The sequence below is a fragment of the Halomicronema sp. CCY15110 genome (assembly GCF_016888165.1).
Classification (GTDB): Bacteria; Cyanobacteriota; Cyanobacteriia; order Phormidesmidales; family Phormidesmidaceae; genus Halomicronema.
Window position 1 is genome coordinate 1 of sequence record NZ_JACSWC010000393.1, and the last position, 25,897, is coordinate 25,897.

A 25,897-nucleotide genomic window follows, 5' to 3' on the forward strand; every position below is an offset into this window, starting at 1 on the left:
ATGACCCGAGTTTCGACTCCGCTCAACTCTCGATACTGGTAGGTTGAGCGAAGTCGAAACCGGATTGAACGGGTACTCTTTTTGGTTGCAGATCCCTAGGGGCGAGGCCATCAGGCGATCGCCCGCATCAATCGTCATCAAACACGCTGGCGAAGAAATCGATTGTGTCCTTTAGCGCCGCGATGAACACGTCGATTTCTGCGCGGGTGTTGTAGAAATAGAGGCTGGCCCGTGCCGTGGAGGTGACGCCCAAAAGGCGGTGCAGGGGTTGGGTGCAGTGGTGTCCAGAGCGAATGGCAATGCCCGACTGATCGAGCAGGGTCGAGAGGTCTTGGGCGTGGACGCCATCGACGGTGAAGGTTGCCAACGCGGCCCGACCGGAACCGTCCGCTTTCGGTTGGGGACCGTACAGCGTCAGGTGGGGAATCTGGTTGATTTGTTGATACAGATAGGCAGTCAATTCGTGCTCGTAATCGGCAATTTTGTCCATGCCGATCGCGTTCAAATAATCCACCGCCGCGCCCAGGGTGATCGCTTCACAAATTGCTGGGGTGCCCGCTTCAAACTTGTGGGGCAGTTCCGCATAGGTAGAGTGATCTAAAAACACATCGGCAATCATTTCGCCGCCACCCAGGAAGGGAGGCATTGCCTTCAGCAGATCGAGTTTGCCATAGAGGAAGCCTGCGCCTGTGGGGCCGCACATCTTGTGACCAGACGCGACCAGCCAATCGCAACCCATCGCCTGCACATCCAGCGGCATGTGGGGCGTGCTCTGGCAGGCGTCAATCAGCACTCGCGCGCCATAGCGATTGGCCAGGGCGACGATGTCTTCCACCGGGTTGACGCAGCCCAAGGTGTTGGAAACGTGGTTGACGGCGATGAGCTTGGTTTTGTCGGAGAGGTGCGATCGCAGCTCATCCATATTCAGCGCCTGGGTGTCGGTCAGCCCGACAAACTTGAGGATGGCCCCCGTCCGCTGGGCGACAAACTGCCAGGGCACCAAATTGCTGTGGTGCTCCATCACCGAGAGAATGATTTCGTCCCCGGCTTGCAGGGTATTCATGCCCCAGGCGTAGGCCACCAGGTTAATCGCCTCACTGGCATTACGGGTAAAGACAATCTCGTCCCGCGAGGCCGCGTTGATAAAAGCGGCAATTTTGTCCCGTGCCCCTTCGTAGGCGTCCGTCGCCCGCGCACTCAGAGCGTGCACCCCCCGGTGCACGTTGGCATTATCCAACTCGTAGTAGTGCTTGATCACATCCAGCACCGGCTTCGGTTTCTGCGAGGTGGCGGCGTTGTCAAAATACACCAACGGGTGACCGTTCACTTCCTGATGGAGAATCGGAAAGTCGTCACGAACCTTAGCAGCGAGGGACAGGTCTTGGGCTTGAGCCAGAGTCATAATGCCAGTTTCAATGAAAACGATGGAAGAGCTTTATCAACATACTAGGGAATTAGTTTTGAATTTTGAATTGTTTGACCAACGCGAAACTCAAAACTGACAACTATTCACTATGAGGAACGCTGGGTCACGGTATCCGTGAGCAATTGCTTGAGGGAAGGAATGGGAATGCGATCGACAACGTCCATCGCAAAGCCGTAAATCAACAGCCGCTGAGCGGCCTCGGCATCAATGCCGCGACTTTGCAGATAGAAGACTTCGTTGGCGTCGAGCTGACTCACCGTGGCTCCGTGGGCGCACTTGACGTTATCAGCGACGATGTCGAGTTCCGGTTTAGTATCGACCCGTGCCTTGCCTGACAGCAGTAGATTGCGATTGAGCTGACTGGCGTTAGTGAGCTGGGCATCACGGGGCACCCAGACTCGACCGTTGAAAACGGCGTGAGCGGAGTCGTCGATGATGGCTTTATGAAGCTGATCGGCAGTGCCGTGAGGATGATTCATGGCGATCAGACTGTGGGTGTCGGCCAGTTGAGATTGGGCGATCGCCGTCAGGCCATACAAGTTCGTGTCAGTCTGCGGCCCGTTCTGGTACACCTCCAGGTTATGTCGGGAGAGCCGCGCGCCCAGCGTCACGGGGATCATGGTATAGCGGCTGTCGCGCCCTTGGGTGATGGCGGTTTTGCCGATGTGGAAGGTGCCTGCGCCTTCCCGCTGGAGGCGGACGTGGGTGACTTGCGCGTTGTCATCGGCCCACACTTCGGTGACGCTGTTGTTGCAATGGTCGCGATCGTGAGCGCCGAAGAAGTCTTCGACCACGGTCACGGCACTGCCGGATTCTGCGATGACCAGGCAGCGGGGGCTGGCGATGATGGGTTCACCCCGAGCCACCGAGAGGTACACCACCTGAATCGGCTGCTCCACCACCTGATTGCGCGGCACGTAGACTACTGCCGCATCCTGAAAGCCAGCGGTATTTAGAGCGGTAAAGACTTCGTGACCGCCGTTAGAGGTGGCAAGGCGAGCAGTAAGCGTTTCACCCAAAGCGCCGTCTTTAAGACTGGCGAGACTGCCGACCACTACACCTGTGGGCAGCTTGTCCACGTCGGACAGGGTGGCGTTGTATTGGCCGTTAACGAGCACGATACGGGCGATCGCTTCCGGCATCTGCACCGGACCCAGCGCCCCCATATCGATCTCAGCCGGACTCTCCGCCGCTTGGAAAGGCACGGCGAGCATCGGGCTTAAGTCAGTGAAGCGCCAGTCTTCGTCCCGATTCGAGGGAAACGTATGCTCGTTAACGATCGCCTCAGCTTTTGCCCGTAAATCGGCAAAGGCCAGCGTATCAGGCACGTTAGCCTGCGCGGTGCTGAGCAGGGACTTCAAATACGCTTCCCGCTGCTCGCGTTTCGTGGGCTGAGTCGCAGTTTCAGAATTGGGAACTTGAATCGCCATTACACTGCCACCTCCGCTTTATGCTCTGCCATGATGTCTTCATAACCTTCCGATTCCAGCCGCTCGGCCAGTTCTTTGCCGCCCGTGGTGATGATGCGACCGTCAGCCATCACGTGAACGTAATCCGGCACAATGTAGTTCAGCAAGCGCTGGTAGTGGGTAATCATGACCACGGCGTTGCCGGGATTTGCCAGCTGATTCACGCCCCCCGCCACGGTTTTCAGCGCGTCAATGTCCAGACCGGAGTCGGTCTCGTCCAGAATCGATAGCGTCGGCTCCAGCAGGGCCATTTGCAGAATTTCGTTACGCTTTTTCTCGCCGCCAGAAAAGCCTTCGTTGACGCTGCGATCCAAAAAGGCGGCATCCATTTTGACAACATCCAACTTTTCTTCGATCAGGTCGTCGAAGTCGAACACGTCCATTTCCTCTTCACCCTGAGATTTACGGTGAGCGTTGAAGGCGACGCGCAAAAAGTCACGGTTGCTCACACCCGGAATTTCGAGGGGATATTGGAACGCGAGGAAAATGCCAGCGGTGGCGCGTTCGTGGGGTTCCAGTTCAGCGATGTCTGCGCCCTTGAACTTGATTTCGCCGCCCGTCATTTCGTAGTCGGGATGCCCCGCCAGCACTTTCGAGAAGGTGCTTTTGCCGGACCCGTTCAAGCCCATGATGGCGTGGATTTCGCCGGCTTTTACTTCTAGGTTGACTCCTTTCAGAATCTCTGTGCCATCGACGGTGGCGTGCAGATCCCGCACGGACAATATCACTTCGCTGTTCTCGTTAATCATGGCTCTTGGGTCTAGCAATCCTAACTACGTCAAATCAATCATGATCAATGCCCGTGTGGGCAAGGCTATTTCAGCAACAGTCGGGCCTGATCAGGACTCTCTGGGTTTACCATCAGTCGTTCTCGTTTGGGGTCGATAATGACGTCCATCCCTTGCATCGGCATCGCCCCCAGCAATACCTCTGTTTCGGCTTCAATGACAACCGCATCAACTGTTGCCCGCCGATTTTGAAATCGGACTTCCAACGGGCCTACCACATCGGCTTGCATAATGTTGCCATTCGCAAGTTCTGTCTGCACTTCATCCATTTTGCGCAGATTCAGCAGCCGGACGAGCGATCGCGGGATGGCCAACATGGAAGAACTGCTGTCTACGAGGGCCGCCACCTGTACTCGCCGGATTTGATCCTCGGTTAAATAGCCTTCCTGCACCAAGATCAGATCGGCGGCGCGAATCAGTTCGATATCGGCGTAGGTGATGCCCATCATGGTCTTAACCGACGGTATTTTCCAGCTTCAGGGCCATCAGCTTGTCGGCCTCAGCGGCGAACTCCATGGGCAGTTCGTTGAACACTTCGCGGCAGAAACCGCTGATGATCATCGACACCGCATCTTCGGGCGAAATGCCCCGCTGGGCGAAGTAGAACAACTGGTCTTCCCCGATTTTGGAGGTGGACGCCTCGTGCTCGACCTGGGCGGTATGGTTCTGCACCTGGATGTAGGGGAAGGTGTTGGCGTTAGAGGTATCACCAATCAGCATCGAGTCGCACTGAGAATAGTTGCGCGCCCCTGCCGCTTTTGGCCCAATTTTCACCAGGCCGCGATAGCTGTTTTTCGACTTGCCAGCGGAAATACCCTTGGACACAATGGTGCTGCGGGTGTTTTTGCCAATGTGCACCATTTTGGTGCCGGTGTCGGCCTGCTGCATGTTGTTCGTCAGCGCGACAGAGTAAAACTCACCGACGGAGTTGTCGCCGAGCAGCACGCAACTGGGGTACTTCCAAGTGATCGCGGAGCCCGTTTCCACCTGCGTCCAGGAGATTTTGGCGTTGGTGTGACAAATGCCTCGCTTGGTGACGAAGTTGTAGATGCCGCCTTTGCCGTCCTTGTCCCCTGCGAACCAGTTCTGTACGGTGGAATATTTGATTTCTGCGTTGTCTAGGGCGACCAGTTCTACCACCGCAGCGTGCAGCTGGTTGCTGTCGTACATGGGGGCAGTGCAGCCTTCCAAGTAGGTTACGGAGCTGCCTTCTTCCGCCACAATCAGTGTCCGCTCAAACTGGCCGGAGTCACCGTTGTTGATGCGGAAGTAGGTGGACAAATCCATCGGGCACTTAGTGCCTTTGGGAATGTAGACGAAGGAACCGTCACTGAAGACAGCGGAGTTCAATGCCGCAAAATAGTTGTCACCGACGGGCACCACACTGCCCAGGTATTTTTCGACGAGATCAGGATGCTCTTCTAGCGCTTCGGAGATGGAGCAAAAAATAACGCCGTCTTCTGCCAGCTTTTCTTTATAGGTGGTGCCGATGGAAACGCTGTCGAACACCGCGTCTACGGCGACATTCGCTAACCGCTTCTGTTCCGACAGGGGCAACCCCAGCTTCTCAAAGGTCTCTAGCAGGGCTGGATCGGCTTCATCCAGACTCTTGAGCTTTTTCTTCTCTTGCTTGGGCGCAGAATAATAAATGATGTTTTGATAGTCGATCGCAGGATAACCCACGTTTGCCCAATCCGGCTCCGCCATAGTCAGCCACTTGCGATAGGCCTTCAGGCGAAACTCCAGCATGAATTCCGGCTCTTCTTTTTTCGCGGAAATCAGCCGCACCGTGTCTTCACTCAGACCACGCGGAATCGTATCGGCTTCGATGTCAGTCTTAAAGCCGTACTTGTAGGGTTCGCTAACCAGTGACCGGACGGAAGTAGTCATAAACGTAGAAGGGGTATATCTACAAATGGTGGACTCAGGATGAGCGATCGCCCCTCAGACAAGAGGGTGATCGCCCACAGACAATCAGTACTTGTTGGTTTCAGAGCGAATTTCGTCGAACGAAATCTCCTGCTTATCTCCCGCAAAGGGATTGTCGTCTTTCAGGAACAACATGCAGTGGCATTCGTGGCGCTCCTGCATGGGCACACAGGGGCAATTCCAGTAGGTGGCCTTCGCTTCGGCTTCTTTATCTTCATAATGACGGCAAGGGCATAGCGGCGCACCCAAGTCGTCTTTATGCTTTGCCAACCCTTCCAGAACAACTGCAGTCACACCGAGATCGGCACAAAAATACGTTCCCGTACGCTTGGCGTAGCTTTGGGCAAAGTTGCGCATCAGCTCTAAATTCTTTTCGGTCGCTTGGGTCGTGGCTTGAGTGTCTTGCATCGGACTTTCTAAATTAGGTGGCGTCTTGACTGTTCAATCTTATAATTAAAACAACTTGAAAGTTGTGTAAGTTACTCGATTTAACTTTCAGGTTACTTTAGCAACACAAATGTTGTCAAAGTAAAACAACCAAATTGTTGCTAAAGTAGCAGGCAAGCTACCATGCTGAGGGTGATTCTGGGCTCAGTATGCAGGTGTGCATAGAAGTTCAGGGCGATCGCTCGGCTGCCCCATGCGCCTAACTGATAGTCGGGAGTACGGCTATTGGTATCGCTTAAGTTCCCCGTCTGTCAGCGTTGAAACGGTTCCAATCCCATGACTTCTCTCCAACCAGTCTCGACCAAGGACGATATCTTGCAATATTTGCTCAAGGAAGGGGAAGCCAGTGCGCAAACGCTAGCCGAATCGCTCGGCGTGAGTGCACAAGCGATTCGCCGACATCTCAAGGATTTAACCGCAGAAGCCCTCATTGAGCATCGCACCGTGCAAGCTGGGATGGGGCGACCCAATTATCTGTATCAACTGAGCCGTAAAGGGCGCGATCGCTTCCCCGCCCAATACGACGAATTTGCCATTTCCCTACTCGATACCCTGGCTGAAACCGTCGGGCATGAGCAAGTTAGCACCATCCTGCAAAAGCAGTGGGAGCGCAAAGCCATCGACTATCGCCAACAAGTCGGGGAAGGCCCGATTGAAGAGCGGGTAGAGCACCTGGTCAACTTGCGCAAAGCAGAAGGCTACATGGCCGAATGGCACCGGGTCGAGCCGGACGAAAAGCGGTGCGCCACTGGCCCCTGCTTCATGATTACCGAATACAACTGCGCCATTTCCCACATCGCCGAAAATTTCCCTAGCGTCTGCGGTCACGAACTGGAAATGTTTCAGATGGCCCTGCCGGACTGCTCTGTGCAGCGCACCCACTGGTTGGTGGAAGGCGAACACCGCTGTGGATATCTGGTGCAGGCTGAAGCGAAAGTGATCGGGTAAGCCCCATCCACGGTCAGAGGCCAGCTATTCTCAACCGCCAACCCTCGGTCGGGGTAAGGCCCTCTCAATAATGCGTTCTGGTCAAAACAGAGCAGGCCTCGCTCCTAGCGATCGATGAAATCTTGCGTAAAGATTAAAGCATCCATCACCGATATCCTGGGTTCGACGCCTTGACTGGCCTGCCGATCGTTTACCACCCCGACTATGTGGCACCGTTGCCGCCCCAGCATCGCTTTCCGATGCCGAAGTTTGGCCTACTGAAAGACTTATTGGTGAGCGATGGTGTAGTCGCCGTTGACCAGATTTTTCAGCCTGGACCACCGCCGCAAAGCTGGATCGAGCAGGTGCATACGCCCGATTATGTGCAGGCTTATTGCACTGGCACTTTAGACGAAAAAGCCCAGCGCCGCATCGGTCTACCCTGGAGTCCAAATTTGGTGAAGCGAACGTGTACGGCGGTGGGGGGCACCATTCTCACAGCGAAGCTGGCCCTGAGTCACGGCCTTGCCTGCAATACGGCAGGCGGCACTCACCATGCCTTTCCGGCATACGGTTCAGGGTTTTGCATTTTTAATGATTTGGCGATCGCTGCTCGCATCCTCTTGTCCCAAACCCGAGTACAGCGCCTCTTGGTTTTTGACCTAGACGTGCATCAAGGCGACGGTACCGCCTGGATCTTTCGCGATGATCCCCGCGTGTTCACCTTTTCCATGCATTGTGAGGTGAACTTTCCGCGCCAAAAGCAAATAAGTGATCTGGATATTCCCTTGGCTGAAGGTCTGGAAGATGACGAGTATCTGTCAAAAGTTCGGGCTTATTTGCCTGATCTGCTGAGCCAAGTCAATCCTGATCTGGTGCTTTACGATGCCGGGGCTGATGTGCATCGGGGCGATCGCCTCGGCAAGTTAGCCCTCACCAATAGCGGGCTGTATGAGCGCGATCGCTTTGTTCTAGAGACTTGTGTCGCGGGTGGTTATCCTGTTGCCTGTGTCATCGGCGGGGGCTACGACAAAAATATGTCTGATTTGGTCTATCGACATTCTCTGTTGCATCGCGCGGCAGCCGAGATCTATCAGCAACATCGTTTGTAAAATAGAGATTGTCTAAATTTTGGGGCTAGGCCCATCCTCTAGCTCGCTTTTGCCATGACTGTCGTTGTTGCCACGTTTTACAAATTTGTGACCGTTGAGGATTGCGAAGAGTTGCAGCGATCGCTCCAACACCGCTGCGATGCCCTAGCCCTCCAGGGCACTATCTTGCTGGCATCTGAAGGCATCAACGCCACCGTCTCCGGCCCTTCAGAAAATATTAATCAACTACTGGCAGACTTGCGAAATGACCCGCGATTTACAGATTTAACCGCCAAGTTGTCCCATGCTGATGACCATCCCTTTGGGCGCATGAAGGTGAAAATCAAGCCGGAAATTGTCACCTTGGGGCAGCCCGACGCCGACCCTACGGTACAAGTGGGCACCTACGTCGCCCCCGCCGAATGGAACCAAGTGATCAGCGATCCCGAAGTGGTGCTGGTGGATGCTCGCAACGACTACGAGGTGAATATCGGCACCTTTAAGGGAGCCTTAAACCCCCACACCGACTCTTTTCGCGAACTGCCAGCCTCCCTGACGACCCAACTCGATGCCCAAAAACATCCCAAGGTTGCGATGTTCTGCACAGGCGGCATTCGCTGCGAAAAAGCCACGGCTTATCTGCTCAAGCAAGGCTTTCAAGAGGTCTATCACCTGCAAGGCGGCATCCTCAAATATTTGGAAGAGGTGCCCGAAACGGAGAGCCTATGGGAAGGGGAATGCTTCGTCTTTGATGAGCGGGTGGCCGTGCGTCACGGTTTGCAACCGGGTAGCCATGAGCTGTGCTATGCCTGTGGCAATCCTGTCAGTGAGCGCGATCGCGCCCATACCCACTATGTGCCCGGCGTCTCCTGTCCCCACTGCTATGACAGGATGACACCCGAAAAGCAGGCCAAGCAGGTCATGCGCCAGCAACAGCGCCACCAGCCATAGTCTTGCCCTGCTGCTCCGCATCGCCAGTCAATGTCTGGGGATAAACTTTTGGCGCGACTTTGAAGATGAGCATCCATTTTAAGGAATGACTGCATAGGATTAGAACCAACCAGACAATCGGGGGGAGTACGTCTCAGTTTTGGGGCGCAATCGCGGGCAAGCTGCCTGCCCTAAACCATCGATAAATTTAAAATTGGCGATCGCCCGCTGGGTTGTCCGGTCGTCTGCCCGCATCCTGCTGTAATCGCTGGGTATCCTCACGATTAGGGAACTCTAATCAGCGATCGCTATTCCCCACCATCCGGTTCATCTCACTCATCTTGTGCTCAGCATGTTCAATCGTCTCAAACTCGCCCCCAAATTCACCATCATTCTGCTGCTGATCTTTGTCGTGGGCAGTGCGATCGGGGGCCTCGCGCTGTCCAAAGCTCTGCGCTATCAAGCGGAAACCAAAGTCGCCGCCGAAGGTGTCATGTTAATGGAGTCGATGCAGGCCGTGCGACGGTATACCGACCAAGAAGTCCTGCCCATTCTGGCGCGCTACGAAAATGACGATGAATTTTGGCCCGAGGTCGTGCCCGCATATGCCGCCCGTCGCACCTTCGAACTACTGTCAGAAGCGAATCAAACCTCTGGGAATTTTGACTCGGCAGACTTTGACCATCACTACAAAGAAGCCGTGTTGAACCCCACCAACCCCGATGACTTGGTAGACGAGTTTGAAGCGGCTTTGGTGCAAGATTACTCAGCTAATCCAGATATTGAGGTTCAGGCCGGCTATCGCGACGTGCCAGGCCAGGGCCGATATTTTTATAGCGCACTCCCGATCATCATTCGCAATGAGTCTTGCTTAGTTTGCCATAGCACCCCAGAGGCGGCTCCCCCGGCAATGTTGGCTCAGTATGGTCGCGAAAATGGGTTCAACTGGCCGCTCAACCAGGTGATCGGCACGCAGGTTGTCTACGTTCCTGCGGACGAGGTGTTTGACAGTGCTCAGCAGGCTTTTTCTGGGGTGATGGGGTTATTTATCTTATTCTTTGCGATCGCCCTTTTCGGTATCAATGTGCTGTTAAAACCGTTGGTGATCAAACCCGTCCAGGGACTCGCAAAGTTGTCTGAAAAGCTAGCCGCAGATGATATTCAAACAATTGAAGAGCTAGACACAGCAGAATCGCGCAAACTGACTGCTGTGCTTAAGCGCCAGGATGAATTAGGCCAGCTCGGACAAGTCTTCCAAAAGATGGTCAACGAAGTGCTTGCTCGACAGCAACGGCTGCGCCAACAAATTCGTGATCTCAAAATTGAAATTGATCACTCTCGTAAGACTAAAGAAGTCGAAGAGATTGTCGAAACCGATTACTTTCAAAATCTGCAACAAAAGGCCAAGCAGTTTCGTAATCGTAAAACCGATGAAGATTAACCCGATCACCTGGCATGAGCTGAGTTCGACCGATCCCTTAGCCAGCAGATAGTGGGTATCATGGGTGATTGCCGCTGCCGTATCTCACCACGCAAAATATTCAGCCGCACTTGTGAGCCGTATCGGCACTGACCAAGCCAATGAAATCCAGACACCGCAGATGATCCGCGCCATCAGGCCAGGTCAAAGAAATGTGGTCGCGCAATGTTGACAAAGGAATCGCTGTTTGAGATATTGATTAAACGCCTAAAAGGCAAATGCGGGTATAGCTCAGTGGTAGAGCGTCACCTTGCCAAGGTGAATGTCGCGCGTTCGAATCGCGTTACCCGCTTTCAAAAAACTGAAGTTAGTTTTCTATCATGTTGCGCTTTGCTTTAAGTGCAGATTGCGCAGACGCCTTCATTGTCATTGGAGCGGATTTCTGTAATATCCACCGACCAAAATAGTCAAGAGGAGTAATCCTCCTGACTATTGATTAGATGTCGAACGGTTAGGGAACTGCAACTAAATAAAGTACCCGTTCAATCCGGTTTCGACTTCGCTCACCCTACCAGCATCGAGAGTTGAGCGAAGTCGAAACTCGGTTTATGGGGATCTTTTTTTCGCGCAAGTCCCTTAACGTCTCCAATCGCCGTTAGCCGAACTTCTCATTAGATAGCGGCTCTAGATCAAACAGGGTGTGTAGCGTTGTCATAGCCTGCTTACGCGCTTCGATATCGCGCTGTGCCCGCAGCTGCACCATGGGGTCGTGGAGGATTTTATTGACGATGCCTCGGGTCAGGGCTTCAATCACTTCCCGTTGCTTTTTGCTACCAAACTCTTCACCCAAACGAGATAGGGCTTTTTCCAGCTCTTGCTCGCGGATAGTTTCGACTTTGCTGCGCAGGCTGCTGATGGTGAAGACGGTGTCGAGCGATCGCCACCAATCCATAAAGGCTTCCAGCTCTTCCTCAAGCAGCGCTTCGGCTTCCATCGCCATTTGCCGCCGGCTCTCCTGATTTTGCGCGACGACCGCCTTCAAGTCATCGACATTAAACGCGGCCACGTTATCCAGTTCATTCACATCGGTGTGAACGTTACGCGGCACCGAAATATCAAACAGCATCAGCGATCGCTTCGAAACTAGAGCATCGGTGAGCTTCGCCTTATCCAAGATGGGTTCCGTAGCCGAAGTGCAGGTAAAGACGACATCGGAGTTGCAGACAGTCTCCATCATGACGTCTAGGGTGCCCGTCTGAATGCTCGCGCCATTAAACTGAGCAGCCAGCTCATCGGCGCGTTCAACCGTGCGGTTGAGAATAGTGATTTGGCAAGAATCTTTGGAGAGCAGGTGCTGAACTAGCAGTCGAGCCATTTTTCCGGCCCCCAAAATGCTGATGCGACACTCTTCTAGATCAGGGCGCTTCATTTTGGCGAGTTCGGCAGCAGCAGAACTGATGGAAACTGCCCCCGTCCCGATGCTGGTCTCAGTACGCACCCGCTTACCGGCGGTAATCGCCTGCTTCAGCAAACGGTTGAGAATGCGACTGACGCCTTTGTGCTGTTGCCCGAGCTTGTGGGCATGTTTGACCTGAGCCAGAATTTGGCCCTCACCCAGCACTAGGCTGTCGAGGCCGGCAGAGACGCGAAACAGGTGCATGACGGCATCTTGGTGCAGCAGAATGAATAGGTGCTGCCGGAGTTCGGCCAGCTCAACTTTGCCGTAGTCGGCCAGGAACTGGATAACTTCACGGACACCCTGATCAGCCTGACTGGTGGCAATATGAATCTCCAGACGATTACAGGTGCTGAGGATCGAGACTTCTTCGATGTGGGGATAGCTGAGGAGCTGAGCGATCGCCTCGCCCGTCTGGGGGGTGGGGATACTAAGTTTTTCCCGTACTTCAACCGGGGCCGTTTTATGGCTCAAGCCCACGACAGCAATATTCATGCGTCCTCCCAACGAAATTATTTTGTAATTCGTCAAATAAAAAGAGCGGCCTTTTGGCAAACGTAAGGCCCAAAAGCGTTTTGCTTATTTACCAGCTCTTCTGAAGGTAAAGAATAAACGGGGTCGGACTCAAGAAAACTCAACAAAAGTCCATCAAATTCTTGCTCGTCTGAAGGGCGATCTCGCCCCCAAAGGCGGCAACTACTGACAGCAAAAAGCCAGAGATGAGTGCCCTCATCCCTGGCCTTGCGCATACCCAAGGGCTAAGTGCTTTGTACAGCAACGTGTCTAGTTACCCACCTGGCTTACTTCACCTGAATGACTTTGGGTTCTTCAAACATGTGGATCGTGTCCACGAACCGAGCCGTCTTAGACTGGCTGGAGATGACCAAGCTCTGAGTGCGAGCGCCACCGTGGAAGAAGCGTACGCCTTCCATCAAGTTGCCGGGCGTAATGCCACAGCCCGCAAACAGCACTGTTTCACCACAAGCAAGTTCAGCAGCATCGTACACCTTGTCAGGATCGGTGATCCCCATCTCGGTCAAGCGAGCGATGTTAGATTCTTTGCTCTCACCAATCAAACCCGTTTTAACCACAGCGGGATCATAGATGAGCTGGCCTTGGAAGTGACCGCCAATGGCCCGCATAGCAGCGGCAGAAATCACGCCTTCGGGAGCGGCACCGATACCCATGAGCGCATGGGTGTTGGTACCGGAGAAACCGCAGGAAATTGCGGCGGAAACATCACCGTCGCTAATCAGACGGACGCGCGCACCGGCTTCCCGAATTTCCTTGATCAGGTCATCGTGGCGTTCACGCTTCATCACCACCACCACGAGTTCGTCAATGGAACGATCCAGGCACTCGGCCAAAATCTTGAGGTTCTCAGTGGGGGACTTGCGAATATCGACTTTGCCTTTGGCAACTGGCGGTGCCGCCAACTTATTCATGTAGAAGTCAGGCGCATGGAATAAGCCACCCTTTTCGGAAATCGCTAGCACCGCCATCGCACCGGGCTGACCGTAGGCACAGAGGTTGGTGCCCTCGCAGGGGTCAACGGCAATATCAATTTCGATTAGTTCATCAGGGTTGCAGAAGTTTTTGGCGTCCGGTTGGGTACAAATACCCACTTCTTCACCGATGTAGAGCATGGGGGCGTCATCGCGCTCGCCTTCACCAATCACAATGCGGCCCCGCATGTGAATCTGGTTCATGCGTTCCCGCATTGCCTCTACGGCCACTTGGTCGGCAATATCTTTTTCTCCCTTACCCATCCAGCGAGCCGACGCGATCGCGGCTTTCTCGACAACTTCAATAATTTCTAAACCGAGTGTGGTTTCTAACAAGACTTATATCCTCCAAAACTCCCGACTTTACGTGGGTCTGACCAGGTCGATCTCAGTTTTTCAGTCTATCAGAGGAGGGGATCAGGGGATAGTGGGGCGGGCGGTGTGAGGGCAGGGGGACAGTGCATAAGGCCGGCGCAAGGGGGTGTGACAAGATGGAGGTGCGGATTGGGGCGGAGTATGACAAAGCGGCTAAAAGTACTGGTGATTGGGGGGGGCGCAGCGGGCTTTTTTGGGGCGATCGCGGCGGCTGAGGCGAACCCAGATGCACAAGTCACTCTACTAGAGGCAGCGGCTCACCCCTTGGGTAAGGTGCGGATATCGGGTGGAGGGCGGTGCAATGTGACCCATCACTGCTTTGATCCGGCGCTGTTGGTGCAGCACTATCCTCGCGGGGGGCGGGCACTGCGGGGCGCGTTTACGCGCTTTCAGCCTCAGGACACGGTGGCTTGGTATAAACGGCGGGGGGTGCGGCTGAAAACGGAAGCGGATGGGCGCATGTTTCCCACAACGGATGACTCTGGCACGATTGTGGACTGTTTAATGCGGGAAACGCGGCGGGTCGGCGTCACGGTGCGGACTCGCACTGCGGTGAAATCGATGCGGTACGCGGGCGATAGTTTTGCCGTGGAGATGAAAGCGGGAGAGACTTTGACGAGCGATCGCCTCTTGCTCGCTACGGGCAGCAGTCCCCAGGGGCACCGTCTCGCGGCTAGTCTGGGGCATACCATTGTGCCGCCAGTGCCGTCGCTGTTTACGTTTAATATTCCCGATCGCGCCCTGCGAGAGTTGGCCGGGGTGGCGGTTGATCCGGTGGTGGCTAAACTCGTCGTGGCGGGCGCGAAGCCACTGACACAAACTGGTCCCCTATTGGTCACCCATTGGGGGCTGAGTGGCCCCGCCGTGCTGAAGTTGTCGGCTTGGGGGGCACGGCAGCTACACGAGGCCCGTTACCAAGCCACATTGCAAGTGAACTGGTTGCCCTCGCTCAATGCGGAACAAGTTCGCCAAGGCCTGTTAGCGGCCAAGCAAGAAGTGTCCAAGCGGGCGATCACCAATCACTGCCCGTTTGATCTGCCCAAACGGCTGTGGCGTTATTGGGTGCAGCAGACAGGGCTGGATGACTCCGTGACCTGGGCAAATTTGTCCAAAAAGGCGACGAATCAATTAGTGGAGGCGATCGCTCGCGGCACCTTCAACATCCAAGGCAAGGGAGTATTCAAAGACGAATTTGTCACCTGCGGCGGGGTGAAACTGTCGGAAGTGAATTTTCAGACGATGGCCAGTCGCTGCTGTCCGGGTCTATATCTGGCGGGTGAGGTGCTGGATGTTGACGGCGTGACAGGGGGCTTCAACTTCCAAAGTGCTTGGACGACAGGTTGGTTGGCAGGGCAGGCGATCGCGGCTCCAGCGCCGAATTAGCAATTTGGTGATCCTGGTTGCCACCAGGGCAGTCTGGAGCGGCGATCGCACAGCAACCGGATGGCTCGAAATCGCCCCTGGGCAGCTCGAACGCCTGACCTACCCGCTAGAAAATCATCAGGTCGAGTTCGGTATCGGTCAAGTTTTCGAAATCTACCAAGCGCATACGCACCGCCAAATAACGATGAGTGTAGATTTTGGACTGTTTGAAGCGCGGATTGGGTTGCCCTGCCTGGGCATCGGCTTCGGCGTAGGCTTCGAGATACTCTGGGGCGATCGCCACCGGGCGGCGAGGCAGCGACATCTCCTGAGATGTGGTCATGGGCAAGCAAAAATAGATTCTTGCTGTTCACGATACTGATGCCCCCCTGGGTCGCTACCGGAATTTTCGGCAGCTTTAAGGAATCATCCAAGCGTTCACCCCATCCTGATGACGCTCGGGCAGTATATGGCCGCAGTTCAACAGTCCATCCCGGTCAGGGGGCGATCGCCTCGTGCTCTCTCAGCGAGTCCGGCACGTTCCGGTGGATACCCCGCAGTGCAGCGCAACCACTCTAATTTGGGGCTGTTGCTGCTGTGCGGTACGAAAATGACCTGTCCTCTATGATGGCCATATCCTGACGCGAAGGGCTTTGAGATGAATCGGCAGCAAAAATTTTGGGTGTGGGTAGCGGCGGTGGTGCTGTTCTGTGGCACGATCGCCACCGTGAATGTTCCTGTGGCGGCTCAATCTCCCATGACAGAAACCGGCTTAATTCAGGTCAGCAGTGAGTTTAGCGTTGAGGAAACCAGCGATCGCCTTGACGCCCTATTAGCAGAACGCCATCTCAACGTTTTTGCCCGCATTGATCACGCGCAAAATGCCGCCTCTGTGGGCAAAGATCTGCGCCCTACGACACTCTTTATCTTTGGCAATCCGGCGGTGGGCACGCCGCTGATGCAGTGCCGTCAATCAGTGGCGATCGATTTGCCCCAAAAAATGCTGATCTGGCAGGATGCAGCCGATCAAGTTTGGCTGGCTTACAACGATCCGCAGTATCTCGGCGAACGACATGACTTGGCTGGTTGCGAAATGATTCTCGATCGCATCGGTCAGGTACTCGGCGATATTTCGCAGCAGGCCACGCAAGCGTAGCTGGTCAGCAGCTAAGTTTGCTAACTTTTCTAGGGAAGGTAAAGCTGATGATCAAGTCTGCCCCAGCAACCGCCTACCGAGCCAACCCCTTAAAATGCCAAAGAGCGATCGCACCAAAGTGAAAGTATGCGCAGAATTGATGTCATCGGCATTGGATTAGGGGTCTTTTTACTCGGCGGCGGCCTTTACGTCGGGTTTCGCTTCGCCGGGTTGGACGGCCTTTCGGCGGGCGTCTGGAGTCAGGTCATCTTCGTGACGGGGCTGCTCGGGTGGGTCGCGACCTACTTATTTCGGGTCGTCACGAGCGATATGACCTACGGTCAGCAACTACGGGACTATGAAAACGCCGTTTTGCAAAAACGTCTGGATGAAATGACACCGGAGCAGCTAGCGGCGCTAGAAGCCGAAGTCGCCGCCGCCAAATTGGCTGACGAAGAAGCCGCGGCCTCGTCTACTGACCCCTAGAACTTCAGGCTGCCCTAGTAGACTCGGGCTCCGTCTTGCCCTAGATTGCTGTATGGGTTGATGAACGGTCTAGCGTTAAGAGGATCAGGTTATGAAGTCGGTTTCTGAGCAGTTTCAGGCACTCCGCGATCGCCAGCAATGTGCTCTGATTCCCTTTGTAACGGCGGGTGATCCCGATTTGGCGACAACCGCGATCGCCCTCAAAACCTTGGATCGTAACGGTGCTGACTTCTTAGAATTGGGGGTACCCTACTCCGATCCCTTAGCCGACGGGCCAGTCATTCAGGCCGCCGCCACGCGGGCACTACAGCAAGGGACGACGCTGGATGACGTGCTGGAACTGGTCAAAACCGTCTCCCCAGAGCTGCAAGCCCCCATCATTCTGTTCACGTATTACAACCCGATTTTGAATCGGGGCATCGACACGTTCTTCAAAGATATTGCCGCCGCCGGAGCGAAGGGCCTCGTCGTCCCCGATTTGCCGCTGGAAGAAGTCAGCGGCGTGCTGGAATCCGCGACTCAACATGGCATTGAAGTCATTTTGCTGGTGGCCCCGACCAGTCCGAAAGAACGGATTCAGGCGATCGCCGAAAAGTCCCAGGGCTTTATTTATCTGGTGAGCGTCACAGGCGTCACGGGTATCCGTACTGAAATTCAGAGCCGCGTCAAAGAATTACTCGAAGAACTGCACAGTCTGACGGACAAGCCCATCGCCGTCGGCTTTGGGGTATCACAAGCCGATCAGGCCGCCCAATTGCGCACCTGGGGTGCGGATGGCGTCGTAGTGGGCAGCGCGTTTGTCAAACGCTTAGCGAATACTGACGATCCGCAAGCTGGTCTTGCCGACCTGGAAGCCTTTTGCCAAGAACTCGGAAAGGCCGTTAAAGGGACATAAGTAGCCCCCTCCATCGCTTGAAGGGATCGGAAAATACGACTATTCACCGCTCAGGAACCTGATTCCGGAAGGGGCCGACCACTGCGTTGACTGTCTCTCCGGTCAGCGATCTTCTCTTGACCAGTGTCGTCACAATTTCACTGTAGTCAATTCACTTGGAGTCCCTGGCGGGCGGGGCATGTAGCGGTTGGGGCTGGGTCGTATAACCGAACTTCATCACACCAAAACGTCCACTCAACTGGCACAGATTCAAAGAGTGCCACAATATTACGCTGCTGATTTGGGCACTCTAGTTAAAGTAGGGTTACTTCTCAAGGGTTGATGATTGTTCTGCTTCAGGCGATCGCCCAACTCTGTTCTGTGCACTACCCAAGCTTATGATGCGCTCAATATCTTCTATTTCTACTAATGCACCCCTGTGCGCGCAACAATCTCAACCACCGGCTGATCAATCGGCGACCCGTAGCTTAGCCGTGGGTCATGGAGAGGTCATTGCGTCAGCTTCCGCCGCGCCCGCCGCTGAAACTGCCCCCCCGGCCCCGCCGCCGCCCGATCCAGTGTTTGTCGATTGGATTATGGCGGAATTTCAGCGCGAACTGCCGGAACGGGTCAGCAGCCTGAAGCAAGTGGCCACGCGCATTGCTAGCGAGGTCGATCGCATTTGCCGCATGAGCCGCCGGATCCAATCGTCGGGCGAGGTGATTCACTGGCAGCGATCGCTGGCCCGTCATCGCATTACTAAATGTCTGAAATATTTTAATCTGGGCTCCCAGCGGGGCCGGGTGGAACTGCACAGCACCCTCAGCGCGATCGCCTATCGTTACATCGCGCCGCGCCAGGCCCGACTCGGGTTTGAAGGGCGTTACACCCTGCTCGAAGACTTTTTACAAGGATTTTATATCGAAGCGCTTAAGGCTTTTCGGCGGGAAAACCCGGTTGATGCTGATTACTCGCCGAAGACACGGCTGCAACTGTCGGAATACATGACGTTTTGCGAACAGTATGCCAAGCGGCGGATCACCATTCCGGGTGCGGTGAACCAGCAAATTATCGTCTTGCGGGCGCAGACCTTTGCCCGGCGGCAGCCCGATGAAACGTCGGTCGATATTGAACGCGCCATGGAGTCGGCCCGGTCAGACGAAATGGACAGCCAGAATCGTTCGCCCGCACTGCAACAGGTGCGCGAACAAATGGTCACAGAGGCCGACGATCCCGCTGATCAGGTGTTGCGCGATCGCATTATTCAAGAACTGATTGAATATTTGGAAACCCAAGACCAGCACGACTGCATCGACTATTTTGTGCTGCGGTTGCAGGATCTCCCCGCCGCCGAAATTGATGAAATTCTCGACTTGACGGCGCGGCAGCGCGACTATTTGCAACAGCGCTTTAAGTATCATGTCGAGAAATTTGCCCAAGTCCACAATTGGCAGATGGTGCATCAGTGGTTGGGCATCGACCTGGAGCACAATCTTGGCCTCTCTTCGGAAGAGTGGGATCACTTTGTGGCGACCTTGAATCCCCTCCAACAGCAACTTTTGCGACTGCGGCGGACGCAAATTCGGGCGGGGCAGCAGGACATGGATGCGGGCGAACTGTCGGAACTGCTGCAATGTACGCCGAAGCGGGTGCACCGCACTTGGGGCCAAATCCTCAATCTTGCGTGGAAGCATCGCAACCAGCGCCAAGCCTAATCGCTGACTGCTGCGATCGGTCACCACTAGGGATGCCGTTCTTCCCGTCAGGGCTTCACGGTATGCTAGGCGTATCGTTGGGCGGTACTTTGAGTATCCTTAAACGAAGCCTTCCCTAGAGTGTGATCGCGAGACCGATGCGGCATCGTTTTTCCTTTTCCTTAACTGAGTTATTGCGTGGCAGTGCGTTGGTGGCGCTGTGCCTGTTGGGGGGCGGCATCGTCCCCACTGTGAACCTGGCCCCCGCGATCGCCCAAAATGCCACTGCCAACGAGCAAGCCGAACTCGAACGGCTCCAGCAAGAGGCCAACCTGGCCTTCACTCGCGCGACGACTCTAGTCGCGATTTTGCTGACGGCATTAGCACTACTGCTGGTGTTGGGAGTCGCGATGCTGTGGTTTTTGCGCCGCTCCGTGGTGCAAGAGGTGGCGACCGCCGTTCGCACCCAGCTGAACCAAATGTCCGATTTGGAGCATAAGATTCGCACCGCTACCCGCGAACTCAACAATGTCTTGAAAGACGCGGAAGACATTAGCGACGATATTGAGCAAGACGCTGAGAGTTTCAAAGATCTGCTCAACGAAAAGCGCCGCGTGCTCAATCAGGCTCTCTCCGAAATCAATGACTCCAAGGCGCATACCCTGGAAGACTGGCAAAAACAGGTGACGCTGCTCTCCAAAACCTTGGCTGACTTAGAACGCAACGTTGAGGAGCAAGCCAGCCTAATTAAACAGCGCATGGAGGAGCGGGCCGCCACCATTGACACCGATACCGCTGACCAGACGACTGCTGTACTCGCTTCGGTGCAGGCCAGCGCCCAGGAGTTTCAGCAGCAGTTGACGGCGATGACTGACCAGGTCGCGGCCACCCAGGGCGAAACCTTGTCCACAATGGCGGCCTCTTCTGATGACTTTGCGGCCCAAATGCGGGATTTAACGTCGACAGTTGAGGGAACGCGCGATCGCACCCTCGCTGATTTAGACAAGTTACGCGAAGAGTTTGCCCCCTACTTTGAAACCCTGCGGGACAATTTGGAAGCGCAGCTTGAGCAGTATCAGCAGCGCGTCATGGATGCCATGAGCGATCGCCAGCAGTCGGTTGATCGCCAACTGGATGAGATGCAGGCCAGCACCCTGGGCCATCGCGACCTCGCTTTGCAAACGATGGAGCGCTCCATCCAAGACTTTGAAGAACAGTTTCGCCAGATCAAAGACGAAGTGCTGGCCCAACGCGCCAATACCCTGTCCGATTTGCGGCGATCGCTCGACGACTTTTTGGGCCAATTCAGCAACTATCAAGGCGAAATTGACGCGGGCAAAGCCCAGATCTTGGCAGACATGCAGCAATCTGCCGATGACTTTCTCAATCGCTTCACCCTCCTGCAAGATGAAGTGGATGATCAGAAGGCTGACGCCCTCAACCAGGTAACCGGCAGTGCCGAAGATTTCCGGCGTCAGCTCGGTGACATGATGGCGGATTTGGACGAGAACAAAACAGTGACTTGGGACGCCGTACAGCAAACCGCCTCAGAGCTCTCGGCAACCCTAAAGCAGCTCCAGGGTGAAAGCCGCGATCGCGCCACCGTCGCCCTAGAAAGCCTGGCTCGGATGGAAGATGAAGTCGGGCGACAAATGAACGACGTGCGCGACATCATCTTTGAGCGGCGCGATCGCATGCTCGAAAAACTCGACGGCTTTGACCAACGCCTGACGGAACATGTCGGCGCGCTCGAAAGTGAATCCGCCACGCGCCAAGAACAGGCCCGACAGCGCCTGACCGCAATTGAGACTGACTTTAGTAACCAATTGGCCGAGTTGCAGAAAGACATTGCCGCTGGTCGCACTGACGTCATTGCCGACCTCGAAGACGTCAAGCGCACTGTGCAAGAGCGACTGATCACCCTGCAAGCCGAAGCCCAGGGCGAAAAAGAAGCCATTATGCGACGGCTGGGCGAACTCGCCCCCGAATATGTAGCTAACAGCTTTATGGCGACGACACAGCAGCAGCTTGAAACCGTGTCGGGGCTGGTGCAGCGCCTGCGGGGTAATCGCCCCAATCTCTTCCTCTCTGCCGAGGAACGCATCGACGCGGCGAATCAATATCTCGCCGACGAAAACTACGCGGCCGCTTTAGAGCAATACACCGAAGCATTGACGATTCAACCCGATAACGCCGAAGTCTGGCTCAACAAAGCCCTGGCCTTAGTGGGGCTAGATCGCCAGGAAGAGGCGATCGCCGCCTTTGACCAAGTGCTCGAACTCGTCCCCGATCAGATTGCAGCTCAGTTCCAACGAGGTCAAGCGCTGAAAGACCTCAAACGGTATGAAGAGGCGCTGGAATCCTTCGACAAAGTGCTGATGCTGAACCCCGAAGACGCCAAGGCCTGGGTCAACCGGGGCATGGTCTTGGGCCGACTCCGGCGACGGGAAGAAGCGATCGCGGCCTTTGACAAAGCCCTGACCATCAAGCCCGACTATCAAGAAGCCTGGGTCAATCGTGGCGTCTCTTACGGCGTTTTGCAGCAGCACACCGAGGCCTTTCAGTCCTTCGACAAGGCTACAGAAATTCAAGCCAACGATGCGGTGGCCTGGCTAAACCGAGGGCTCGCAGCCCTGGAACTTGAACGTTACGAGGAAGCTCTGTCCTCGTTTGATAAGGCCACACGGTTCAATCCGCAAGTACCCAAAGCTTGGGACAATCAAGGACTCGCTTTGATGAAGTTGGGCCGGGATGAAGAAGCACTCACGAGCTTCGATCGCGCCCTCGACATTGACCCCGACTATGCCAAAGCGCTGTATCACAAAGCGCTTTGCTATACCCTGCAACGCGAATACGACATCGCCCTAGAAAACTTGCAGCTTGCCGTGCGGCTCGATCCCAACCTGCGGGCCGACGCCCAAATGGAAGACACCTTCACTGACCTTCGCAACGACGACTGGTTCCGCGAACTGGTCGGGCTGTAATGCTGGCGAGCAAAGCCCACAGCGACCACGGTGAATGCGGTTTGGTTCGCATATACTAAGGGACAACTGTTGGTCGTCATCCCGTTGGGAGTGACGCCAACTCCGCGTGAGAATTGGCGATCACTGGTTTAACGCCCTCACCGTTGCTCTTGTTCATCCTCTGAGTCTGATGTCGTCACTTGCCCCCCGTCTCTCGGAAACTGAGCTGAGTCAACGTATCTTAGAGATGGCCAAAACCGGCGTCTATCGCGAATCGATCTTTGAGGCGTTTCGATCGCTGGCGACCAAACGGCAGATTCGTCAGGCGATCGCTCAGGCCAAGCAATTCGGCCTCTACTCCGTACGCGACCTGCGGGATGAGGAACTCGGCACGTACTACCAGATTGATCTCGCCAAGTACGACTCCTTTCAAGCAGCGCTCAAAGCGGCCGTCCCGATGCCGCCAGGGGAGGATTTAGCCGCTCAAATGCTGGCGGCGACCCAGGCCATTCGCGCCATGGTGGCGATCGCGGGCAGTGGCACGTTTATCCTGTTCATCGCCGGCGGCTTTTTTCTGCTCACCGGCCACCTCCAAAGTGGCCGCCTGGCTTGGGTCAGCGCCGCGAGTGTCGGTGGCATCTGGCTGCTGCAACAGCGCTGGGCCAAAAACTATCGCCGCTAATCTCAGATACGCCAATGGATTTTCAGCGATCTCGATATTTGAGGCGATCGCTGAAAATTCATTGGCGCTAACTTTTTTGATAACTGGCGCTAATAAAGCGGCTCCCGCCGCCATGACTTTGGGATCTTCAATCCTATTGATTAAGTAAACCAAGACTGGTTTTTGAAATTTTTAAAACCCAGAAATCAGCTCCCAAAAAGTAGAACATGCTTACCAGAAAACAGAAGTCAAGGAGCAGTAGCTCACTGAATCCTGCATGGCTAAGCCTGTATATAACTCGTGCGCTTAGCCGATAATTGCTAATACTTCAAAAGGCTGAATCCCTTTCCCAACAGGGTAGATCGATAGCTTGAACAAATCTTTTCATCTGTGAATCGGTGAGTTTAGTCCACATCAAGCCACGATCAATTAGGACAAATATACTGGTAAGTGAAGTTTATATTGCAATCTCTAAGTGATTTTCTGGTTCTAAAACTAATTTCACAATTTAATGATGTCTACTTTGAAAATTTTGGCCTACTATTGCGTAAATTCCGAAATACTGGAAACATGTCGTGTAATCAAAAAAGTCTACCGTCAGCAGGTTTGGTTGTTGCACAACAGCACCCATGTACTGCTGAAGTGATTCTGGTCTAGCGTGAATGATTTTCGTGCCAATTGCTTGTGACACCGCTAATCAGGCGGGTAGGAAGCAGGCGCGATCGGCTAGCTGGGTGACCGATTCCCTCTTTTTTCCCTATAGATGACGATCTCGAGACCAGATTCTCAATTGGTTCATCGCCTTAGCCGCAGTTGTTTGCTAGGGATGAGCGTTGTAGCTCATGGCAAGTTACTGGTCGGCCACATGGCATTTCACCGTTTTTATGTTGTGGAGAAAAGAAAATTACATGAATCTCGCTAAATTGCCCTGGCGCAAATCTATAGCTTTCTTGGGAATGGGTTTTTGGGCCAGCTCGTTAGCCCTGATTTCGCAGACGGCCCAAAGCTCCGGGCATAATGTCACGCCCTATTGTTTCAATATCGCAGTTGAGACCGAAATGTACGCCCACCCCTCCTATCACTCAGAAGTGGTAGGTCGTTATGCGGTGGGCGATGTTGCCTACGCGACTACCAACCCCATCAAGTCTTATTGGTTTAGGGATAAGACAAAAGACGGCAACTCATTTATCAAGGTTGCTGGTTTTGACGGCACGGTGGGTTGGGTGCCTCGGTTCCCTAAGGGAAGTGATACTCCCATCTTGGTTGACCTGGCAGATTGCCCGAACCCGGGTGTCAATGCGTCTGGTTTTCCCGGTGGCAGCGAGGATGATCGGGCTTGTTACTTTGTCTTATCGCCGACCAATCTCTATGGGCGACCCGATTTTCATACACCACTGGATGCTAATTATGTGCCAACGGATATCGCCTATGCCAGCTATCCTTTGCATAAAGTCGTGGTAGACCACGGTCGCAATGCTTTTGTATTAGTTGATATTTTTGAAGAAAACCAGGCTTGGGTGCCCTTCTTCTCCGAAGATTTGAATACCAAATTGGTGGAGCAGTATCCGCCGGAGGACTGTACGCGACCATAGCATTGGTCAGAGTCTTGTTGAAACTTAGGGGAACATTGGCTTCTCTGAGTTTATGAGGCGCTTCGTGTTAGCGAGGCGTCTTTTTTATTGGCGGCGATTTAGCACGGCGCGAGGCGATCGCGGATTCCCTTCAGTCCAGGGATGTATTGGCTTGGCGTAAGAACTCAGCGACTTGCGATCGCGTGGGCATGGACGGCTGAGCTCCGGCTTGACTCACCGATAAGGCTGCGGTTGCCGATGCCCACATGACCGCCTGTTTGAGCGATCGCCCCTCGGCTAGCGCGACCGCCAGCCCCCCATTAAAGGCATCCCCTGCGGCGACGGTATCCACCACCGAGACGGGGAAGGCTGGAACATGAAACATTTCGGTCGGAGTGCCGCAGAGAACGCCTTGCTCGCCTAGTTTGATGAGGATAGTGGATGCACCTTGGCGTTGCAGGTGCGCGATCGCGGCCTCGGCTTCGGCCACGTTGTTCACAGGCAATCCCGTGAGTTGAGCGGCTTCGATTTGGTTGGGCGTCAGGATATCGATCGCTGAATAGATGGGCGTCAAATCAAAGGCTGGCACCGGAGCGGGATCAAGCATCACGGTAACGCCTGCTGCATGGGCGAGTTGGGCCGCCTGCGCCACCATCGCGGCGGGAATTTCACATTGCAGCAGCAGCAACTGGGCAGACGCTAAAGCGTTCTCCAGCGCAGCTAGATCTGTTGTATCTAGGCGGCTATTGGCTCCCGGCACAATGACGATCTGATTCTCTCCCGACTTGGCGACAACGATCGCTGCGACGCCTGTGTGAGTCTCGGCATCGACCTTGACCGCATCAATATTGATCCCATCACCAGCGAGGGCATGGCGTAACTGGTGCCCAAAGTCGTCGGCCCCGACTCGGCCCATCATCGCTGTGGCAACACCCTGACGCGCGGCGGCCACCGCTTCGTTGGCTCCCTTACCACCGGGAATCGTAGCAAAGTCCCTGCCGGTCAAAGTTTCGCCGGGGTGCGGCAAGCGGGGAGATCGCACCACCAAGTCCATGTTCAAACTGCCCAATACCAAAATCGTCATGGTCGCTAAAAGTCAAACGGGTCTTCGGTGATGTCTTCTGGCGCTGCTGAGTCACCACTCCAGACGGTGGGCGGGCGATCGCTACTCCAGGCCCACCACGCAGTTTGGCATTCGCCACATTGATAAAATTCTTGCCACTTACGCCGATGCCCCTCGGTATAAACGGGCGATCGGCGATTGATCCACACGGCTTCTGACTCTGAGATGCCAGCTCCACAACGAGGACAACCAAACTGATAGGCATGAACTGCGGACTCAGACCAGGTTGGCGGCATGGAAGAAAAGGGATTCATAAATGCTGGGG

General features: G+C 54.8%; 24 protein-coding genes and 1 tRNA gene. 14 read left to right on the forward strand and 11 right to left on the reverse strand.

The features are described from left to right. Positions 1–127: 127 nt before the first annotated feature. The 6 genes from JUK32_RS19600 to JUK32_RS19625 all read right to left on the reverse strand — a co-directional run bounded on the left by JUK32_RS19600 (position 128) and on the right by JUK32_RS19625 (position 6,020). Positions 128–1,402, reverse strand: coding sequence for a SufS family cysteine desulfurase (locus JUK32_RS19600; RefSeq protein WP_204140555.1), 1,275 nt, complete (start codon positions 1,400–1,402; stop codon positions 128–130). Positions 1,403–1,512: 110 nt separating this feature from the next. Continuing rightward, positions 1,513–2,856: a Fe-S cluster assembly protein SufD gene (sufD, locus tag JUK32_RS19605; protein ID WP_204140556.1), complete on the reverse strand. Its 1,344-nt coding sequence runs from the start codon at positions 2,854–2,856 to the stop codon at positions 1,513–1,515. Then, complete coding sequence (gene sufC / locus JUK32_RS19610; RefSeq protein WP_204140557.1) at positions 2,856–3,644, reverse strand: Fe-S cluster assembly ATPase SufC; 789 nt, start codon at positions 3,642–3,644, stop codon at positions 2,856–2,858. The genes sufD and sufC overlap by 1 nt, the downstream gene beginning before the upstream one ends. A 65-nt stretch (positions 3,645–3,709) precedes the next feature. Beyond that, positions 3,710–4,132 (reverse strand): aspartyl protease family protein, encoded by a 423-nt coding sequence (locus JUK32_RS19615; RefSeq protein ID WP_204140558.1) that lies wholly within the window; start codon positions 4,130–4,132, stop codon positions 3,710–3,712. 4 nt (positions 4,133–4,136) lie between these two features. After that, positions 4,137–5,573 carry a Fe-S cluster assembly protein SufB gene (gene sufB, locus JUK32_RS19620; RefSeq protein WP_204140559.1) on the reverse strand — a complete coding sequence of 479 codons (1,437 nt, stop codon included), beginning with the start codon at positions 5,571–5,573 and terminating at the stop codon, positions 4,137–4,139. An 84-nt stretch (positions 5,574–5,657) separates the two neighbouring features. Continuing rightward, a complete protein-coding gene (locus JUK32_RS19625; RefSeq protein WP_204140560.1) occupies positions 5,658–6,020 on the reverse strand; it encodes a ferredoxin-thioredoxin reductase catalytic domain-containing protein in 363 nt (120 codons plus the stop codon). 315 nt (positions 6,021–6,335) lie between these two features. Here JUK32_RS19625 and sufR point away from each other — a divergent pair, with 315 nt between their 5' ends. The 5 genes from sufR to JUK32_RS19650 all read left to right on the forward strand — a co-directional run bounded on the left by sufR (position 6,336) and on the right by JUK32_RS19650 (position 10,779). Next, the gene (gene sufR / locus JUK32_RS19630; protein ID WP_204140561.1) at positions 6,336–7,007 is read left to right on the forward strand and encodes an iron-sulfur cluster biosynthesis transcriptional regulator SufR; all 672 of its coding nucleotides are present in this window, start codon (positions 6,336–6,338) and stop codon (positions 7,005–7,007) included. Between the two features lie 239 nt (positions 7,008–7,246). Then, positions 7,247–8,098 carry a histone deacetylase gene (locus JUK32_RS19635; protein ID WP_204140593.1) on the forward strand — a complete coding sequence of 284 codons (852 nt, stop codon included), beginning with the start codon at positions 7,247–7,249 and terminating at the stop codon, positions 8,096–8,098. Between the two features lie 54 nt (positions 8,099–8,152). After that, positions 8,153–9,028: a rhodanese-related sulfurtransferase gene (locus JUK32_RS19640; RefSeq protein ID WP_204140562.1), complete on the forward strand. Its 876-nt coding sequence runs from the start codon at positions 8,153–8,155 to the stop codon at positions 9,026–9,028. Between the two features lie 331 nt (positions 9,029–9,359). Further along, entirely contained in the window at positions 9,360–10,448 is a 1,089-nt protein-coding gene (locus JUK32_RS19645; RefSeq protein ID WP_204140563.1) for a DUF3365 domain-containing protein, read from the forward strand. 259 nt (positions 10,449–10,707) lie between these two features. Continuing rightward, positions 10,708–10,779 (forward strand) — tRNA-Gly (locus tag JUK32_RS19650). A gap of 303 nt (positions 10,780–11,082) precedes the next feature. Here the strand turns inward: JUK32_RS19650 and JUK32_RS19655 are convergent. Together JUK32_RS19655 and glpX are read right to left on the reverse strand one after the other, a co-directional pair. Further along, positions 11,083–12,378 (reverse strand): glutamyl-tRNA reductase, encoded by a 1,296-nt coding sequence (locus JUK32_RS19655; RefSeq protein ID WP_204140564.1) that lies wholly within the window; start codon positions 12,376–12,378, stop codon positions 11,083–11,085. A gap of 305 nt (positions 12,379–12,683) precedes the next feature. After that, positions 12,684–13,724 carry a class II fructose-bisphosphatase gene (gene glpX / locus JUK32_RS19660; protein ID WP_204140565.1) on the reverse strand — a complete coding sequence of 347 codons (1,041 nt, stop codon included), beginning with the start codon at positions 13,722–13,724 and terminating at the stop codon, positions 12,684–12,686. A 180-nt stretch (positions 13,725–13,904) separates the two neighbouring features. Between glpX and JUK32_RS19665 the strand changes: the two genes are divergently transcribed. Continuing rightward, positions 13,905–15,146, forward strand: coding sequence for an NAD(P)/FAD-dependent oxidoreductase (locus tag JUK32_RS19665; RefSeq protein WP_204140566.1), 1,242 nt, complete (start codon positions 13,905–13,907; stop codon positions 15,144–15,146). A gap of 106 nt (positions 15,147–15,252) precedes the next feature. Here the strand turns inward: JUK32_RS19665 and JUK32_RS19670 are convergent, their stop codons facing one another. After that, positions 15,253–15,468, reverse strand: a complete 216-nt coding sequence (locus JUK32_RS19670; RefSeq protein ID WP_204140567.1) for a hypothetical protein — start codon at positions 15,466–15,468, stop codon at positions 15,253–15,255. Between the two features lie 38 nt (positions 15,469–15,506). Between JUK32_RS19670 and JUK32_RS19675 the strand changes: the two genes are divergently transcribed. The 8 genes from JUK32_RS19675 (at position 15,507) to JUK32_RS19710 (ending at position 24,530) form a co-directional block, all read left to right on the forward strand. Continuing rightward, entirely contained in the window at positions 15,507–15,704 is a 198-nt protein-coding gene (locus JUK32_RS19675; RefSeq protein ID WP_204140568.1) for a hypothetical protein, read from the forward strand. Between the two features lie 79 nt (positions 15,705–15,783). After that, positions 15,784–16,281 carry a DUF302 domain-containing protein gene (locus JUK32_RS19680; protein ID WP_239112874.1) on the forward strand — a complete coding sequence of 166 codons (498 nt, stop codon included), beginning with the start codon at positions 15,784–15,786 and terminating at the stop codon, positions 16,279–16,281. Positions 16,282–16,407: 126 nt separating this feature from the next. Continuing rightward, positions 16,408–16,746, forward strand: coding sequence for a DUF3007 family protein (locus JUK32_RS19685; RefSeq protein WP_204140569.1), 339 nt, complete (start codon positions 16,408–16,410; stop codon positions 16,744–16,746). A 91-nt stretch (positions 16,747–16,837) separates the two neighbouring features. Further along, positions 16,838–17,641, forward strand: a complete 804-nt coding sequence (trpA, locus tag JUK32_RS19690; RefSeq protein ID WP_204140570.1) for a tryptophan synthase subunit alpha — start codon at positions 16,838–16,840, stop codon at positions 17,639–17,641. 377 nt (positions 17,642–18,018) lie between these two features. Next, complete coding sequence (locus tag JUK32_RS19695) at positions 18,019–19,335, forward strand: hypothetical protein (RefSeq protein ID WP_204140571.1); 1,317 nt, start codon at positions 18,019–18,021, stop codon at positions 19,333–19,335. A gap of 137 nt (positions 19,336–19,472) precedes the next feature. Then, entirely contained in the window at positions 19,473–22,298 is a 2,826-nt protein-coding gene (locus JUK32_RS19700; protein ID WP_204140572.1) for a tetratricopeptide repeat protein, read from the forward strand. A 169-nt stretch (positions 22,299–22,467) separates the two neighbouring features. Further along, positions 22,468–22,959 (forward strand): hypothetical protein, encoded by a 492-nt coding sequence (locus JUK32_RS19705; protein WP_204140573.1) that lies wholly within the window; start codon positions 22,468–22,470, stop codon positions 22,957–22,959. An 821-nt stretch (positions 22,960–23,780) separates the two neighbouring features. After that, positions 23,781–24,530 (forward strand): hypothetical protein, encoded by a 750-nt coding sequence (locus JUK32_RS19710; RefSeq protein ID WP_204140574.1) that lies wholly within the window; start codon positions 23,781–23,783, stop codon positions 24,528–24,530. A 130-nt stretch (positions 24,531–24,660) separates the two neighbouring features. Here the strand turns inward: JUK32_RS19710 and rbsK are convergent, their stop codons facing one another. Both rbsK and JUK32_RS19720 read right to left on the reverse strand, forming a co-directional pair. Continuing rightward, entirely contained in the window at positions 24,661–25,593 is a 933-nt protein-coding gene (gene rbsK, locus JUK32_RS19715) for a ribokinase (protein ID WP_204140575.1), read from the reverse strand. A gap of 5 nt (positions 25,594–25,598) precedes the next feature. Beyond that, entirely contained in the window at positions 25,599–25,886 is a 288-nt protein-coding gene (locus tag JUK32_RS19720; RefSeq protein WP_204140576.1) for a hypothetical protein, read from the reverse strand. Positions 25,887–25,897 lie beyond the last annotated feature (11 nt).

Bases quoted from the DNA above. Each gene is read 5' to 3' on its own strand.
- JUK32_RS19720 (WP_204140576.1), bottom strand. From the start codon at position 25,886: ATGAATCCCTTTTCTTCCATGCCGCCAACCTGGTCTGAGTCCGCAGTT.
- JUK32_RS19700 (WP_204140572.1), top strand. From the start codon at position 19,473: ATGCGGCATCGTTTTTCCTTTTCCTTAACTGAGTTATTGCGTGGCAGT.
- JUK32_RS19600 (WP_204140555.1), bottom strand. From the start codon at position 1,402: ATGACTCTGGCTCAAGCCCAAGACCTGTCCCTCGCTGCTAAGGTTCGT.
- sufB (WP_204140559.1), bottom strand. From the start codon at position 5,573: ATGACTACTTCCGTCCGGTCACTGGTTAGCGAACCCTACAAGTACGGC.
- JUK32_RS19675 (WP_204140568.1), top strand. From the start codon at position 15,507: ATGCCCCCCTGGGTCGCTACCGGAATTTTCGGCAGCTTTAAGGAATCA.
- JUK32_RS19680 (WP_239112874.1), top strand. From the start codon at position 15,784: ATGAATCGGCAGCAAAAATTTTGGGTGTGGGTAGCGGCGGTGGTGCTG.
- JUK32_RS19710 (WP_204140574.1), top strand. From the start codon at position 23,781: ATGGCAAGTTACTGGTCGGCCACATGGCATTTCACCGTTTTTATGTTG.
- sufC (WP_204140557.1), bottom strand. From the start codon at position 3,644: ATGATTAACGAGAACAGCGAAGTGATATTGTCCGTGCGGGATCTGCAC.
- JUK32_RS19665 (WP_204140566.1), top strand. From the start codon at position 13,905: ATGACAAAGCGGCTAAAAGTACTGGTGATTGGGGGGGGCGCAGCGGGC.
- trpA (WP_204140570.1), top strand. From the start codon at position 16,838: ATGAAGTCGGTTTCTGAGCAGTTTCAGGCACTCCGCGATCGCCAGCAA.
- JUK32_RS19645 (WP_204140563.1), top strand. From the start codon at position 9,360: ATGTTCAATCGTCTCAAACTCGCCCCCAAATTCACCATCATTCTGCTG.
- sufD (WP_204140556.1), bottom strand. From the start codon at position 2,856: ATGGCGATTCAAGTTCCCAATTCTGAAACTGCGACTCAGCCCACGAAA.
- JUK32_RS19705 (WP_204140573.1), top strand. From the start codon at position 22,468: ATGTCGTCACTTGCCCCCCGTCTCTCGGAAACTGAGCTGAGTCAACGT.
- JUK32_RS19615 (WP_204140558.1), bottom strand. From the start codon at position 4,132: ATGATGGGCATCACCTACGCCGATATCGAACTGATTCGCGCCGCCGAT.
- JUK32_RS19640 (WP_204140562.1), top strand. From the start codon at position 8,153: ATGACTGTCGTTGTTGCCACGTTTTACAAATTTGTGACCGTTGAGGAT.
- JUK32_RS19655 (WP_204140564.1), bottom strand. From the start codon at position 12,378: ATGAATATTGCTGTCGTGGGCTTGAGCCATAAAACGGCCCCGGTTGAA.
- JUK32_RS19670 (WP_204140567.1), bottom strand. From the start codon at position 15,468: ATGACCACATCTCAGGAGATGTCGCTGCCTCGCCGCCCGGTGGCGATC.
- sufR (WP_204140561.1), top strand. From the start codon at position 6,336: ATGACTTCTCTCCAACCAGTCTCGACCAAGGACGATATCTTGCAATAT.
- JUK32_RS19635 (WP_204140593.1), top strand. From the start codon at position 7,247: ATGCCGAAGTTTGGCCTACTGAAAGACTTATTGGTGAGCGATGGTGTA.
- JUK32_RS19695 (WP_204140571.1), top strand. From the start codon at position 18,019: ATGATGCGCTCAATATCTTCTATTTCTACTAATGCACCCCTGTGCGCG.
- JUK32_RS19625 (WP_204140560.1), bottom strand. From the start codon at position 6,020: ATGCAAGACACTCAAGCCACGACCCAAGCGACCGAAAAGAATTTAGAG.
- rbsK (WP_204140575.1), bottom strand. From the start codon at position 25,593: ATGACGATTTTGGTATTGGGCAGTTTGAACATGGACTTGGTGGTGCGA.
- JUK32_RS19685 (WP_204140569.1), top strand. From the start codon at position 16,408: ATGCGCAGAATTGATGTCATCGGCATTGGATTAGGGGTCTTTTTACTC.